At 64.8% G+C, this 12,544-nt stretch carries 16 protein-coding genes; 3 read left to right on the top strand and 13 right to left on the bottom strand.

Features of this window, described 5'->3' with window-relative positions:
* Positions 1-31: 31 nt before the first annotated feature.
* From AC3A6I_RS09975 to purC, 5 genes are all read right to left on the bottom strand, one after another.
* Positions 32-679: a Pr6Pr family membrane protein gene (locus AC3A6I_RS09975; protein ID WP_487543526.1), complete on the bottom strand. Its 648-nt coding sequence runs from the start codon at positions 677-679 to the stop codon at positions 32-34.
* Between the two features lie 225 nt (positions 680-904).
* Positions 905-1,567, bottom strand: coding sequence for a phosphoribosylformylglycinamidine synthase subunit PurQ (gene purQ, locus AC3A6I_RS09970; RefSeq protein WP_487543525.1), 663 nt, complete (start codon positions 1,565-1,567; stop codon positions 905-907).
* 84 nt (positions 1,568-1,651) lie between these two features.
* The gene (locus AC3A6I_RS09965; protein ID WP_487543524.1) at positions 1,652-2,740 is read right to left on the bottom strand and encodes an acyltransferase family protein; all 1,089 of its coding nucleotides are present in this window, start codon (positions 2,738-2,740) and stop codon (positions 1,652-1,654) included.
* Between the two features lie 578 nt (positions 2,741-3,318).
* Complete coding sequence (gene purS / locus AC3A6I_RS09960; protein ID WP_487543523.1) at positions 3,319-3,561, bottom strand: phosphoribosylformylglycinamidine synthase subunit PurS; 243 nt, start codon at positions 3,559-3,561, stop codon at positions 3,319-3,321.
* A 42-nt stretch (positions 3,562-3,603) separates the two neighbouring features.
* Positions 3,604-4,368 carry a phosphoribosylaminoimidazolesuccinocarboxamide synthase gene (purC, locus tag AC3A6I_RS09955; RefSeq protein WP_423067628.1) on the bottom strand — a complete coding sequence of 255 codons (765 nt, stop codon included), beginning with the start codon at positions 4,366-4,368 and terminating at the stop codon, positions 3,604-3,606.
* A 296-nt stretch (positions 4,369-4,664) separates the two neighbouring features.
* Between purC and AC3A6I_RS09950 the strand changes: the two genes are divergently transcribed.
* Positions 4,665-4,988 (top strand): DUF1476 domain-containing protein, encoded by a 324-nt coding sequence (locus tag AC3A6I_RS09950; protein WP_487543522.1) that lies wholly within the window; start codon positions 4,665-4,667, stop codon positions 4,986-4,988.
* Here the strand turns inward: AC3A6I_RS09950 and AC3A6I_RS09945 are convergent.
* The 7 genes from AC3A6I_RS09945 to AC3A6I_RS09915 form a co-directional block, all read right to left on the bottom strand.
* Complete coding sequence (locus AC3A6I_RS09945; protein WP_487545012.1) at positions 4,985-5,278, bottom strand: addiction module antidote protein; 294 nt, start codon at positions 5,276-5,278, stop codon at positions 4,985-4,987. The two genes, AC3A6I_RS09950 and AC3A6I_RS09945, sit on opposite strands and share 4 nt — an antisense overlap.
* Positions 5,279-5,288: 10 nt before the next feature.
* Entirely contained in the window at positions 5,289-5,588 is a 300-nt protein-coding gene (locus AC3A6I_RS09940; protein ID WP_487543521.1) for a type II toxin-antitoxin system RelE/ParE family toxin, read from the bottom strand.
* 52 nt (positions 5,589-5,640) lie between these two features.
* Positions 5,641-6,189: an RBBP9/YdeN family alpha/beta hydrolase gene (locus AC3A6I_RS09935; RefSeq protein ID WP_487543520.1), complete on the bottom strand. Its 549-nt coding sequence runs from the start codon at positions 6,187-6,189 to the stop codon at positions 5,641-5,643.
* Complete coding sequence (locus AC3A6I_RS09930) at positions 6,186-6,629, bottom strand: GNAT family N-acetyltransferase (protein ID WP_487543519.1); 444 nt, start codon at positions 6,627-6,629, stop codon at positions 6,186-6,188. The genes AC3A6I_RS09935 and AC3A6I_RS09930 overlap by 4 nt, the downstream gene beginning before the upstream one ends.
* Positions 6,626-7,948 (bottom strand): adenylosuccinate lyase, encoded by a 1,323-nt coding sequence (gene purB, locus AC3A6I_RS09925; protein ID WP_487543518.1) that lies wholly within the window; start codon positions 7,946-7,948, stop codon positions 6,626-6,628. Before purB ends, AC3A6I_RS09930 begins: the two co-directional genes overlap by 4 nt.
* A 34-nt stretch (positions 7,949-7,982) precedes the next feature.
* Positions 7,983-8,660, bottom strand: a complete 678-nt coding sequence (rpe, locus tag AC3A6I_RS09920; RefSeq protein ID WP_487543517.1) for a ribulose-phosphate 3-epimerase — start codon at positions 8,658-8,660, stop codon at positions 7,983-7,985.
* A 443-nt stretch (positions 8,661-9,103) separates the two neighbouring features.
* Positions 9,104-10,006 (bottom strand): iron-siderophore ABC transporter substrate-binding protein, encoded by a 903-nt coding sequence (locus tag AC3A6I_RS09915; RefSeq protein WP_487543516.1) that lies wholly within the window; start codon positions 10,004-10,006, stop codon positions 9,104-9,106.
* Positions 10,007-10,280: 274 nt separating this feature from the next.
* On the opposite strand from AC3A6I_RS09915, the gene AC3A6I_RS09910 reads away from it, so the two are divergent.
* Positions 10,281-10,994 (top strand): Crp/Fnr family transcriptional regulator, encoded by a 714-nt coding sequence (locus tag AC3A6I_RS09910; protein ID WP_487543515.1) that lies wholly within the window; start codon positions 10,281-10,283, stop codon positions 10,992-10,994.
* An 81-nt stretch (positions 10,995-11,075) separates the two neighbouring features.
* Positions 11,076-11,813 carry a cytochrome c biogenesis CcdA family protein gene (locus AC3A6I_RS09905; RefSeq protein WP_487543514.1) on the top strand — a complete coding sequence of 246 codons (738 nt, stop codon included), beginning with the start codon at positions 11,076-11,078 and terminating at the stop codon, positions 11,811-11,813.
* A 1-nt stretch (position 11,814) separates the two neighbouring features.
* Here the strand turns inward: AC3A6I_RS09905 and radC are convergent, their stop codons facing one another.
* Positions 11,815-12,543 (bottom strand): RadC family protein, encoded by a 729-nt coding sequence (radC, locus tag AC3A6I_RS09900; protein ID WP_487543513.1) that lies wholly within the window; start codon positions 12,541-12,543, stop codon positions 11,815-11,817.
* Position 12,544 lies beyond the last annotated feature (1 nt).

Here is a 12,544-nt window from a genome sequence, read left to right as displayed (position 1 = left end):
CTGTGTCATAAACAAGTCACCAGGCACGCGGCTATGCCGTGGCGGCCCGCCGCGCCAGCCATCTGTCGGCGGTCACGAACACCAGCGCGAAGATCGCCACGGCCAGCAGCAGCACCGCCACCCCGATCGCCACCGTGCCGTAGCCGAACTTGCCGGCGTCGAGGATGTCGTATGGGTACTCGTTCACCACCGCCCCGCGCAGCAGCGCCCACGCGACATAGAGGACGCCGGGCAGGAGGATCAGCGGGATCTGCCCGTAGCGCAGCGTGCCATGCGGCGCGAACAGCAGCCACCAGGCGAGGTAGATGATCGGCGCCACATAGTGCAGCAGGTAAGTCGCGATCAGCAGGTTGCCCTCGAACGTGTAATAGGGGTGCAGCATGAAGTGATAGTAGAGCATCACCAGCGTGATAAAGGTCGCGGCCGAGACCAGCATCACCGGCCGCCCAAACCCGCTGATCCAGCGCCATCCCGTCAGCACCGCCGCATAGGACAGCAGCAGCCACAGGTTGGTCAGGTGGGTGAAATAGGTCCAGAAGTAGATGAACGCGTCGGGAAGCGACCGCGCCACCGGATTGGTCTCGGACACCACCATGACAGACGGAAAGATGGACACCCAGTCGAGGGTCAGTCCAACCAGGCCGGCCACAATGCCGGCAAGCGCGATAACCAGACGCAACGGATCAACTCGAGATAACGGCCGCAATCCCGCGAGGTTAGCCCCGCCGAACGCATCGCGCTACCCATGAGTTGGGCACGCTTATCCTCCCCCGCGAGGCGGGGGAGGGGGACCAGCGAAGCTGGTGGAGGGGGCGACCACAAACACCGGCCCGGGGGGAGGCAAGCGAAGCTTGCCAGCGTCAGCGAACTAGCGCAGCTCGGAGAGGGTGCGCCTCGGGCAACCTCAAGCCGCCAACAACCCCGCAAACAGCGCCCGGCCATCGCTGCCGCCATGCGCGGCCTCGATCAAATTCTCCGGGTGCGGCATCAGCCCGAGCACGTTCTTCTTGGCGTTCAGCACGCCGGCAATATCGTTGATCGAGCCGTTGGGGTTGGTCCCCTCGGCATAGCGCAGCGCCACCTGCCCATTGCCTTCGACCGCCGCCAGCGTCTCGGCATCGGCGAAATAATTGCCGTCGTGATGTGCCACAGGGGTGCGGATCACCTGGCCCTTGGCATAGCCGCGGGTGAACTCGGTCTCGGCATTCTCCACCGAGAGCTTCACCTCACGGCAGACGAATTTCAGCGACGCGTTCCGCATCAGCACGCCCGGCAGCAGCTGCGCCTCGGTGAGAATCTGGAAGCCGTTGCAGACGCCGAGCACGCGAACCCCCTGGTCCGCCCGCTCACGAATCGTCTGCATCAGCGGCGAACGCGCCGCGATGGCGCCGGCGCGCAGGTAGTCGCCATACGAGAAACCACCCGGGATCACGATCAGGTCGACCTTGGGGATCTCGGCATCCTTGTGCCAGATCACCACGGGCTTCTGCCCGCCGATCTTTTCGAGCGCATCGATCATGTCGGTGTCGCGGTTGAGGCCCGGAAACACGACGACGGCGGCTTTCATCGGCAACTCCATGGAAGTTGCCGATCCTTTGATGAGTCTTGGTGGCAAAAGCAAGGGGGAGCGGCGTTCCGTCCCGCCTCGCGACTACTCGGCCGGCTGCACCGCCGCCGGCTTCACGAAGCCGCGGCTGCCCGGCGTGCCGGGCACATGCGCCCAGGCCGGCCGCTCGAACAGGAAACGGCCATAGCCCGTCCGTTCGATCAGCCAGTACAGCACCAGCGGCGAAACCAGCGCGATGCTCATCACGATCACGCTGACGAGGCTGACATCGTCGGTTACCCCGGTCTTGAGCAGCAGCACGCGGCTCGCCGCCATCGGGATCGAGAAGCTGAGATAGACGACGATCGAGTGCTCGCCCAGCCAGCGCAGCCAGTCCATGCGCGGCAGCCGTACCAGCAGCGCCGCCGTCAGGCACACCGCCACCGAGCCGATCAGCCCCAGCGCCAAGTGCAGGAAGGGCAGCCCGGCATAGCCGAGCGTAATGCCGCGCGGATGCATCTCAGACCCGCCGGCGAACACCAGGTAGCCCAGCAGCAGCCCGAAGCCGAGCAGCAGCGCCGTCCCCAGCAACGCGTTGCGCTGCAAATGCCCCACGATCCGGAACACCACCGGCGCAAAGGCATAGCCGACATAGTAGTAGACCAAATACGCCGCGAAATGATCGATCAGCGAGATGCCGGTCTCGATCTGCGCGATCTGCAGCGCCGCCGCGACGCCGAAGCCGAGCCAATGCGGGACCCGGGCGGTGAACAGGAGCTTGGTGGTCAGCGAGTAGACCGCCAGCATGTAGATGAACCACAAGACGCCATACGGCTCGTAGATCGCCTGCACCATCTGGCTGCCCACGCTGGCGAAATCGCCCGTGCCTAGCCCGACCTTGAACACGATCTGCAGCGCCGCCCACAGCGCGTAGAAATAGAGATAGTGGACCACCCGCCGGTCGACATAGTGCGCCCACGGCCGCGCGATCACCTGCGACAGGAACAGGCCCGAGATCAGGAAGAACTCAGGCATGCGGAAGGGCGTCGCCCAGCCGATGATGTAGTGGAGAACGCCGGTGCCGTTGAGGTCCTCACCCACCCCGTAGGCGGAGTGCATCATCACCACGAGGATGATGGAAAGGCCTTTGGCGGCGTCGACCCAGTCGAGGCGTTGGGAGGAGGGGGCGGGCATGGCGGCAATCCTGCTATGGTTGCCGCTTTCTTAACCCTGTTCGGCCGGTCCGTGTGTGAACTCTGCCGTCAGCCTTAAGCCAAGTGCTTAATATGTAAGGCTTTAATCACACGCCGGTGATCAGACCGGGAGCGTCGAGTAGGAAGCGGCAAGGATCGCCAGGGTCAGGAAGAACATTGCGGACAGCGAGAAGGTCTTGATCATTTTGGTTCGGACGAAGCTTGAGAAAGCACCGGCATTCCAGTGCGACGCCGCCGTTCGGTGGCGCATGCCCGGAATGCGCCCAAACTCCTGAACGCAGTCTGAACCCGGCTGGTTAATGCCTGCCGCGCCCGATCACATCTGTCGCTGAACTTCGCCCCTGTGCGTATGCAACATCACGGCGACGCCCGGCGTCACCACGATCCGACAGCGATGGGGCAGGGGAGGATCTTAGACCGGAACCGATGCGTAAGCTGCGAAAAGCAGCCCGAGCGCAAGGAAGAAGGCGATCGACAGCGAGAACGTCTTGAGCATCGGAGTGGTCTTTACTGGTACTGGCTCAGTTACGCGAGCGGCAGCACCATAGGCGGTGAATCTTAAGGCGTGATTTCGATCGTGTAGTTTTCGATGACCGTGTTCGCCAAGAGCTTCTCGCACATGGCGCGCACATTGGCCTCGGCCTGTGTCACATCGGCATCAGGGATCACGAGGTCGAAAACCTTGCCCTGCCGCACGGCGCCGATGCCGTCGAATCCGAGGCTCTTGAGCGAACCCTGGATGGCCTGGCCCTGAGGGTCCAGCACACCGGCCTTGAGCGTAACGGTGACGCGCGCTTTCATCGAATTTCCCGAAACAAGGGCAGGGCGCTTGGCCCTGCCGGGCTATTGCACGAGTCGCGGACCGGTGGTCAACGCGTTGTCGGTTTCGACGAGGATGCCGAGCCGCTGCGCCACTTCGCGATAGGCGTCGACCAGCCCGCCCAGGTTCTCGCGGAAGCGGTCCTTGTCGAGCTTGTTGCGGGTCTTGATGTCCCACAGCCGGCAGTTATCCGGCGAAATCTCGTCGGCGAGCACGATGCGCATCAGGTCGCCGTCATAGAGCCGGCCGCACTCGATCTTGAAATCGACGAGCTGGATGCCGACGCCCATGAACAGGCCGGTGAGGAAGTCGTTGACCCGGATGGCGAGCGCCATGATGTCGTCGAGCTCCTGCGGCGTGGCCCAGCCGAAGGCGGTGATGTGCTCTTCGGACACCATCGGGTCGTTGAGCGCATCGTCCTTGTAGTAGAACTCGATGATCGAGCGCGGCAGCTGCGTGCCTGGCTCGAGCCCGAGGCGCTTGGTCAGCGAGCCGGCGGCGACGTTGCGCACCACGACTTCGAGCGGGATGATCTCCACTTCCTTGATCAGCTGCTCGCGCATGTTGAGTCGGCGGATGAAGTGGGTCGGAATGCCCAGCCCGTTCAGCTTGGAAAAGATGTACTCGCTGATGCGGTTGTTGAGCACGCCCTTGCCGTCGATGATCTCGTGCTTGGCGCCGTTTCCGGCGGTAGCGTCATCCTTGAAATACTGGATCAGCGTCCCGGGTTCGGGACCCTCATAGAGGGTCTTGGCCTTGCCGTCATAGATCTTGCGGCGACGGTTCATATGAGCCCTGCCTCTTGGCGAATGTGGGGAATTGCGGCTCTCATGCGCCAGAATGCCCGGCCAATGCAAGCTATTTAACGGATAGCTACCCGCCCCGGCTAGGGCCGGAGCCGACCAACTCACCACGTCGCGCACTTCAATCGAACCCGCATGATCGGTGCATCCGCCAGCCCGGTCCGCGCGTTCTGCTCCGCTGACCATTTGCCGCGCGCCGCGCCCGTTGATTTGCCCGGCGCGCCAGCTTATGTCGAACCCAACGAGGGCGCCCGCAGCGGGCCGGAAAAGCGGAGTGAACGATGGCTGGTTTTGACGATCGCGAAAAGGGCTATGAGGCCAAGTTCGCCCATGACTCCGACCTCCGCTTCCGCGCCGAGGCGCGCCGCAACAAGCTGCTCGGCCTGTGGGCCGCCGAGCACATGGGTCTGAGCGAAGAGCACGCCAAGCAATATGCCGCCGAAGTGGTGGCGTCCGACTTCGAGGAAGCCGGCGACGAGGACGTGTTCCGCAAGATCTCGTCCGACCTCAAGGCCAAGGGCGCCTCGGTGTCCGACGACATGATTCGCCAGAAAATGGCCGAACTGGTCAACGTCGCCCGCGACCAGGTCCTCAGCGAGGGCTAAGCCGCATCGGAGGCCTTGGGCTCGATCGAGAGCTTGAGTCCCATGGCCTCCAGCACCTTCAGCACGGTCGCTAGTTGCGGATTGCCATCCTCGCTGAGCGCCCGATACAGGCTCTCGCGCGACATGCCGGTTTCATGGGCAATCGCGCTCATGCCTTTGGCACGCGCCACGTCGCCGATTGCTCCAGCGATAACCCGCGCATCGCCGCTTTCCATGGCATCGTAGAGGTGCTCTCGGATCGCGTCATCGCTGCCGAGGAATTTCGAGGCATCGAACGGTACGAATTCCACATCGTTCAACTTATGTCTCCTTCGCCTTCAGCATCGCTCGCGCACGCTCGATGTCCCGCTGCTGAGAGGATTTGTCGCCGCCGCATAGCAGCAGCAACAACCGCTCGCCGCGGATCGTGAAGTAGAGCCGATACCCCGGCCCATAGTCGACCTTCAGCTCCGACAGTCCGCCGCCGAGCGACCTGACATCACCGAGCAAACCATCACGCCCACGGCCAATCCTCGAGGTGATCCGGCGTTGCGCGCGCTCGTCCTTGAGCCCTTCGTGCCAAGCCTGGAACTCGGTGCTCTGTTCAACTATCAACGGCATGCTGCCCCTCGCATGTCGCCCATAGGCTACACTTTCTGGCGCAGCCGTGCAATCAGATCCGCTGCATCAGCCGCGTGAACATCAGCAGTCCTTCGGGCCACGGACCGTGGCCTGAGGCGACGTTGATATGGCCGGCCTCGCCGGCAAAATGCAGCTCCGAGCCCCAGGCCGTCGCCATGTCGGCGGCCCGTTCCGGCGACACCAGCGCGTCATTGCTGGAGACCACCAGCAGCGACGGGAACGGCAGCGGGTCGAGCGGTACATTGGCAAAGCTCAGCGCCTCGCGCGGCACCGCCGTGCCCTCATGATCTGGCGGCGACACGAGGAACGCCCCCTTCACCTTGCCCTTGGGCAGCCGCGCCGCGGCATGCACCAGCGCCGATACCGCCAGCGAATGCGCGATCAGCACCACGGGCTTGTCCGCCGTCTCGACCGCCTCGACGATCGTCGCCGTCCAGTCGCGCACGTCGGGATTGTCCCACTCGTCCTGCTCGACCACGCGGCCGGTCGAAAACCGCTCCGCCCAGCGTCGCTGCCAGTGGCCCGGCCCGGAATTGCCCAGCCCCGGCAGGATCAGGATGTCCGCGTCGCTGATCCTCATATCCCGCGCCTGCGCTTCATGAAGTACGCATCGGGGCAGGGGTGGAGATCCACTTTCGGTCCCTGGCTGTCGTAGAAGCCGACGGCGCCCGGCATCGAGATGAGCGCCGTACCGACCCGTTCGCCCAAAATGTCGCGGCAGGCCTGAAGTAGCCCGAGGCCGATGCCGCGGCCTTGGAACTCGTCATGCACGGCGAGATCGCCGCAATAGGCGACCCAGGCGAAATCGGTGAGGCAGCGCGCCACGCCGACGCAGCGCCCGTCGATCCGGGCCGACACGATCAGGTCCGCGCCCGCAATCATCTCGGCGACACGCTCGCGATCCCCGATCGGCCGCGTCGGGCCCAGCGCGCTGTGGCCTACCACGTCGACATAGTCGTCGACGGGCAGGGCCGCTTCGCGCGCGTAAACGACGTCTTCGTTGCGAAGGTCTTGGCTCACGGCTCCGGCCCGAACACGCGCTCGAACAGCGCGTCGACATGCTTCAGATGGTAGAAATCGTCGAACATGGCGTCGATATCGCCCGCCGACAGCTTGGCCGAAACCTCGGGATCGGCCTTCAGCAGCGAGGCGAACAGTCCGGCCCGGTCGCCGCGGTGCTGCCACACCTGCATGGCGTTGCGCTGCACGGCGGCATAGGAATCCTCGCGGCTCATCCCTGCCTGCGTCAGCGCCAGCAGCACGCGCTGGCTGTTATGCAGCCCGCCGAGCAGGTCGAGGTTGCGCTTCATGTTGTCGGGATAGACCAGGAGGTTGTCGATCAGCCCGGTCAGCCGCGCCAGCGCAAAGTCCAGCGTCACCGTGGCATCGGGCCCGATCATGCGTTCGACTGAGGAATGCGAGATATCGCGCTCGTGCCACAGCGCCACGTTCTCGAGCGCCGGCGTCACCATGCCGCGCACGATGCGGGCGAGGCCGGTGAGGTTCTCCGACAGCACCGGGTTGCGCTTGTGCGGCATGGCCGACGAGCCCTTCTGGCCGGGAGAGAAGAACTCCTCCGCCTCCAGCACCTCGGTGCGCTGCAAGTGCCGGATTTCGGTCGCCACCCGCTCGATCGAGGAGGCGACGACGCCCAGCGTCGCAAAGAACATGGCGTGCCGGTCGCGCGGGATCACCTGCGTCGAAATCGGCTCGACCGTCAGCCCCAGCTGCTCGGCCACATACGCCTCGACCCGCGGATCGATATTGGCGAACGTGCCGATGGCGCCGGAAATCGCACAGGTCGCGATCTCGGCCTTGGCCGCTACTAGTCGCGCCCGCGCCCGGTCGAACTCGGCATAGGCCTCGGCGAGCTTGATCCCGAAGGTCGTCGGCTCGGCATGGATGCCGTGACTGCGCCCGATGGTGATCGAGTACTTGTGCTCCTTGGCCCGCTTCTTGATCGCGACCAGCAGCTTGTCGATATCGGCGATCAGGATGTCCGACGCCCGCGCCATCTGCACCGCAAGGCAGGTGTCGAGCACGTCCGATGAGGTCATGCCCTGGTGCAGGAACCGCGCTTCCGGCCCGACGATCTCGGCCACATGCGTCAAAAACGCGATCACGTCGTGCTTGGTGGTCCGCTCGATCTCGTCGATCCGCGCCACGTCGAATGTCGCATCACGGCCCTTGGCCCAGATCGTCTCGGCCGCCTCTTTCGGCACCACGCCCAGCTCGGCGAGCTTGGTCGTCGCATGCGCCTCGATCTCGAACCAGATGCGGAAGCGGGTCTCGGGCGACCAGACGGCAACCATCTCGGGGCGGGAATAGCGCGGAATCATGGGCTTATCGCTCTTTGTTTGCGTAACGGACGAGTTACGCGGTAACGGTCATGGCGGCGTTACGGATCGCCGCGATCCGGCCGGCATAGGTTTTTGGGTCATTGCCCGCGAACACCGACGTGCCCGCCACATAAAGGTCGGCGCCCGCTTCCGCCAGTGCCCTGGCGTTGTCGACGCTCACACCGCCATCGACCTCGAGGTCGATCGGCCGGCCGCCGATAAGCTCGCGCGCCTGCCGCAGCTTGGTCAGCGCCTCGGGAATGAACTTCTGGCCGCCGAACCCGGGGTTGACGCTCATCACCAGCACCAGGTCGATATCGCCGATCACATGCTCGATCGCCGACACCGGCGTCGCCGGATTGATCGCCACCCCGGCGCGCTTGCCCTCGGCCCGGATCGCCTGCAGCGACCGATGCAGATGCGGCCCAGCCTCGACATGCACGGTAATGCTGTCCGCCCCGGCCTTCGCGAACGCGCTCAGATACGGATCCGCCGGCGCGATCATCAGGTGCACGTCGATGATCTTCCTGGTCAGCGGCCGGATCGCCGACACGATCAGCGGCCCGATCGAGATATTGGGCACAAAATGCCCGTCCATCACATCGACATGAATATAGTCCGCCCCCCCGGCATCGATGGCGCGGATCTCCTCGCCCAGCCGGGCAAAATCGGCGGACAGGATCGACGGCGCGATACGGATCGGGCGGGTCATGGCGAGCTCGTCAGCTGTGTGTTGCGCCTGTCAGTTTCCACGTGCGCAGTCTGACGGACAAGCGCTGCTTACCCCGCCCCAATCCCGATGTCATCCCTGCGAAAGCAGGGATCCATCTCTCCACAGGTGCGGACCGTGACATGGATCCCTGCTTTCGCAGGGATGACAATCGTAGTGGAGGAGAGGCCTCGACCCATCCCCACCAACTGGGTCACCCCGGCGCAGGCCGGGGCCCATCCTGAGGTCGTTCAACGATCAATGACGGCAGCGGCCACCTCAGGCTGGATCCCGGCCTCCGCCGGGATGACACCGGGTTTGCTGCACGAACGGTGATTGTGCGAGTCCCTACGGCACCACCGTCCCGACATCCCCATCCGCCGCCGCGGCGAGCTTGGGTGGCAGCAGGTCCAGCAGATAGCCCAGCGACAGCGGGGTCTGCCAGCTCATCGCCGCGGAGGCCAGCCCGTCGCCGCGGAGGCCAGCCCGTCGCCGTCGTCGAGCCACACCGAGCGGCCTTCCTTGGCCAGCCGCAGGCCCTGATAGAGCCCCATCGCCTCCACCTTCTCCTGAATCGTCGCGTCGTCGGTCGGCCAGATCGCCACGTCCATGTCGATCATGTCGATATACTCGGCGCTGACGGTGATGCGGTTGTCGTCCTGCGCCAGCTTGTCGAGCTCGGGCGGGAAGGTCAGCCCCAGGTCGATCAGGAATTTGCTGGCGAGGTCGTTGCTGCTCCAGGCCTCGAAGCTGCCGTCGTCGCGCAGGTACACGTTCGTGCCGGTCTTGTCCGCGAGTTGCGGATATTGCTCCCGCACCGCCGCATAGCGCTCGGCGAATTCTGCGACGATCGCCTCCGATTTCGCGGTCGTGCCGGAGGTGGCCCGGTCGATGATCTCGAGCTCGGCCTGCCATGGTGCGCCCCAATGCTCGAAGCCGGCAGGCGTCACCACCGTCGGGGCGATCTGCGACAACATCTTGTAGGTGCCCTCGTCCATCGTGACGTAGATGGCGATGATCAAATCGGGCCTCTGGGCTGCCACCCACTCGACGTTCACCCCATCGGCATTCATCACCTCGGGCGTCGCGTTCACCGCCTTGCGCGCCTCCTCCGCCCACGGCCAGGTCGCATAGGGGTGCTCGCCCCACCATTCCTTGACGCCTACGGGTGCAATGCCAAGCGCATAGAGGAAATCCTGCTCGTGCATGCCCACCGACACCACCCGCGCGGGCTTTGCCGCGATTGTGGTGCTCCCGTAGACATGCTCCACCGTCACCGGAAACTCCTGCGCCAGCGCTGGCAGCGCCAGCACGAGCAGCGCCGCGAGCGCCGCAATCAGCCTGTTCATCTCTCAATTCTCCGAACCCAGTAGATGGCACGCAATCTTCTAAAGATGATTGTCGTCGTCAAGTTATCTGAAGATCGGCTGCGACGTTCCGGCTTGTGGGCATCTGCGTGCCGCAGAGTGCTGATTAACCAATGTTATTTCCGCGGCACGGCGCGCGGGCTAGGTGCGAGTCCATGGGGCTTGTTCAGGTTCAGTTTTCTGCGATGGCGACGTGCACGCTGGCGTCAGCCGCGGGCAGGGCCTGTTGTGACTCCGTTGGCCGGCGCCCACGCCAATGCTGACCTCCGATCAGTCTCGCCTCGCGGCCTTCGACAGCATCGATGCCGATGATCTCGAGGGATTTCGGCTGCTCACCGGGCCACAGCGCACCCACCCGCGCGGCAGCTTCCTGAGGCACGAGGGCTCGCCCGCGCCGGAAATCTACCGGTTGCGGGCTGGGTGGCTCGTGGCCAGTGTCGGCAACAGCGATGGCGGCCGGCAGATCTGCAAGGTACATCTGCCCGGCGATCTCGTGACCTCGAGCATCGGCTGCCCCGAGGCTGTCGAGACGATCCAGGCGCTTACCGATGTCACGGTTGAAGTCATTCCGATCGAGGTGTTCGGCCGAATTTTCCGCGAGCGTCCGCGGTTCGGGGCGTTGCTCTTTCTGTGGTCGCAGGAGGAACGCGTGGATCTGATGCATCGTCTGTCCGCCGTCGGTCGGTCCGATGGCAGCCGGCGGATGGGCGCCTTCCTGCTGTCGCTCTACCGGCGGCTGATGATGGGCCGCGACGATGAGATCAGGTCTTTTGGCCTGCCGATGACGCAGCAGGACCTTGGCGATGCCACCGGCATGAGCGTGGTCCATGCCAATCGCAGCCTGAAACATCTGCGGGCGCTTGGCCTCGTCACCCTGCGCGACGGAATCATGACTTTGCACGACGTGGATGCGCTCGTGCAGTTCTGCGGCACCCCGCCGCTGCAGGTGCGGCGGACCGACTGGCGCTGAACGAAGCCCCCGAGTTCATCACACGCCATTGACTGGCGTGTCGCATTCCCCGGCGCAGCGAAACCGGCTACAGAGCGGCGCATGGAAGGCTTCTCGTTCCCCCTCGTCTTCGGCGCCGGCGTGCTGAGCTTCCTCAGCCCCTGTGTGCTGCCGCTCGTGCCGCCCTATCTCACCTATATGAGCGGCGCCTCCTTCGACCAGCTGCGCGCCGATGGCGCCTCGGCCGGCGTCCTGTGGCGGCGCAGCGTCTTCACGTCGCTCTTTTTCATCGCCGGCTTCTCGATCGTCTTCGTGCTGTTCGGCGCCACTGCCACCGCGCTCGGTCAGACGTTTCGGCAGGCGTTACCGATCCTCATGCCGCTTGCCGGCATCGTCATCATCGCCATGGGCCTGCATTTCCTCGGCGTCTACCGCATCGGCCTGCTCGACCGGCAGCTGCGCCACAACGGCCCCGGCGTCGCCAGCGGCCCGGCCGGCGGGTTCCTGCTCGGCCTCGCCTTCGCTGTCGGTTGGACCCCGTGCATCGGCCCGGTTCTCGCGGCCATCCTCGCCGTGGCGTCCAGCAAGGAAAGCGCCCTCGACGGCGCCGCGCTGCTCGGCCTCTATTCGCTGGGCCTCGGCCTCCCCTTCCTCCTCGCCGGCATCGCCATCGGTCCCTTCCTCACCTTCTTCTCGGGCTTCAAGAAGCACCTGGGTACCGTCGAAAAGATCATGGGCGGCCTCCTCGTCGTCACCGGCCTCCTGTTTCTCACCGGCCAGTTCACCCGCATCTCGTACTGGTTCCTCGAGACGTTTCCGGTCCTGCAGCAGTTCGGCTGAGCTAAATCAGCTTCAGCCCGCGCAGCGACGCGTGTCCTGCCTTGCCGATGATGATGTGGTCATGCAGCGTGATCCCCAGCGGTCGTGCCACGTCGTTGATCTGCCGCGTCATCTGCACGTCGGCGGAGGAAGGGGAGGGGTCGCCCGAAGGGTGGTTGTGGACGAGGATGATGGCCGTCGCCCCCAGCTCCAGCGACCGCTTGATCACCTCGCGCGGATAGACCGGCGTGTGGTCCACCGTGCCTTGCTGCTGCACCTCGTCGGCGATCAGCCGGTTCTTCTTGTCGAGGAACAGGATGCGGAATTGCTCCACCGTGTTGAACGCCATCTGCGCTGTCACATAGTCGATCAGCGCCGACCATGAGCTGAGGATCGGCAGCTCGCGATCCACCCGGTGGCGCGCGAAGCGCTGCGCGGCCGCCTGCACGATCTTGAGGTTGGTGGCAACCGATGCGCTGATCCCCTTCACCTCGGCCAGCCGCTCCGGCGGCGCGCTCAACACCGCCGAATAGCTGCCGAAGCGCGCCAGCAATTCCTTGGCCAGCGCCTTGGTGTCCTGGCGGGGGATGGCGAGAAACAGGATCAGCTCGAGCAGTTCATAGTCGTCGAGCGCCTCTTCGCCCACCTTGAGGAAGCGCTGCCGCGCCCGCTCGCGATGGCCCGAGCGGTGATCGAGGGCAGGGGCTGCCTCGCCGAGTCCGTCCGGCGCTGGCTTCTCCCCCCTCGGCATG

The sequence above is a fragment of the Devosia sp. Soil_C_22 genome (assembly GCF_057657195.1).
The sequence above is the reverse complement of the archived record's forward strand: the minus strand, read 5'-3'. Positions and strand labels throughout refer to the sequence as shown.

Coding starts and splice junctions, on each gene's coding strand:
- AC3A6I_RS09935 (WP_487543520.1), bottom strand. CDS start 6,189: ATGAGGATCAGCGACGCGGACATCCTGATCCTGCCGGGGCTGGGCAAT.
- purC (WP_423067628.1), bottom strand. CDS start 4,368: ATGAACCGTCGCCGCAAGATCTATGACGGCAAGGCCAAGACCCTCTAT.
- AC3A6I_RS09910 (WP_487543515.1), top strand. CDS start 10,281: ATGCTGACCTCCGATCAGTCTCGCCTCGCGGCCTTCGACAGCATCGAT.
- radC (WP_487543513.1), bottom strand. CDS start 12,543: ATGCCGAGGGGGGAGAAGCCAGCGCCGGACGGACTCGGCGAGGCAGCC.
- rpe (WP_487543517.1), bottom strand. CDS start 8,660: ATGACCCGCCCGATCCGTATCGCGCCGTCGATCCTGTCCGCCGATTTT.
- AC3A6I_RS09905 (WP_487543514.1), top strand. CDS start 11,076: ATGGAAGGCTTCTCGTTCCCCCTCGTCTTCGGCGCCGGCGTGCTGAGC.
- purQ (WP_487543525.1), bottom strand. CDS start 1,567: ATGAAAGCCGCCGTCGTCGTGTTTCCGGGCCTCAACCGCGACACCGAC.
- AC3A6I_RS09940 (WP_487543521.1), bottom strand. CDS start 5,588: ATGCCGTTGATAGTTGAACAGAGCACCGAGTTCCAGGCTTGGCACGAA.
- purB (WP_487543518.1), bottom strand. CDS start 7,948: ATGATTCCGCGCTATTCCCGCCCCGAGATGGTTGCCGTCTGGTCGCCC.
- purS (WP_487543523.1), bottom strand. CDS start 3,561: ATGAAAGCGCGCGTCACCGTTACGCTCAAGGCCGGTGTGCTGGACCCT.
- AC3A6I_RS09915 (WP_487543516.1), bottom strand. CDS start 10,006: ATGAACAGGCTGATTGCGGCGCTCGCGGCGCTGCTCGTGCTGGCGCTG.
- AC3A6I_RS09965 (WP_487543524.1), bottom strand. CDS start 2,740: ATGCCCGCCCCCTCCTCCCAACGCCTCGACTGGGTCGACGCCGCCAAA.
- AC3A6I_RS09950 (WP_487543522.1), top strand. CDS start 4,665: ATGGCTGGTTTTGACGATCGCGAAAAGGGCTATGAGGCCAAGTTCGCC.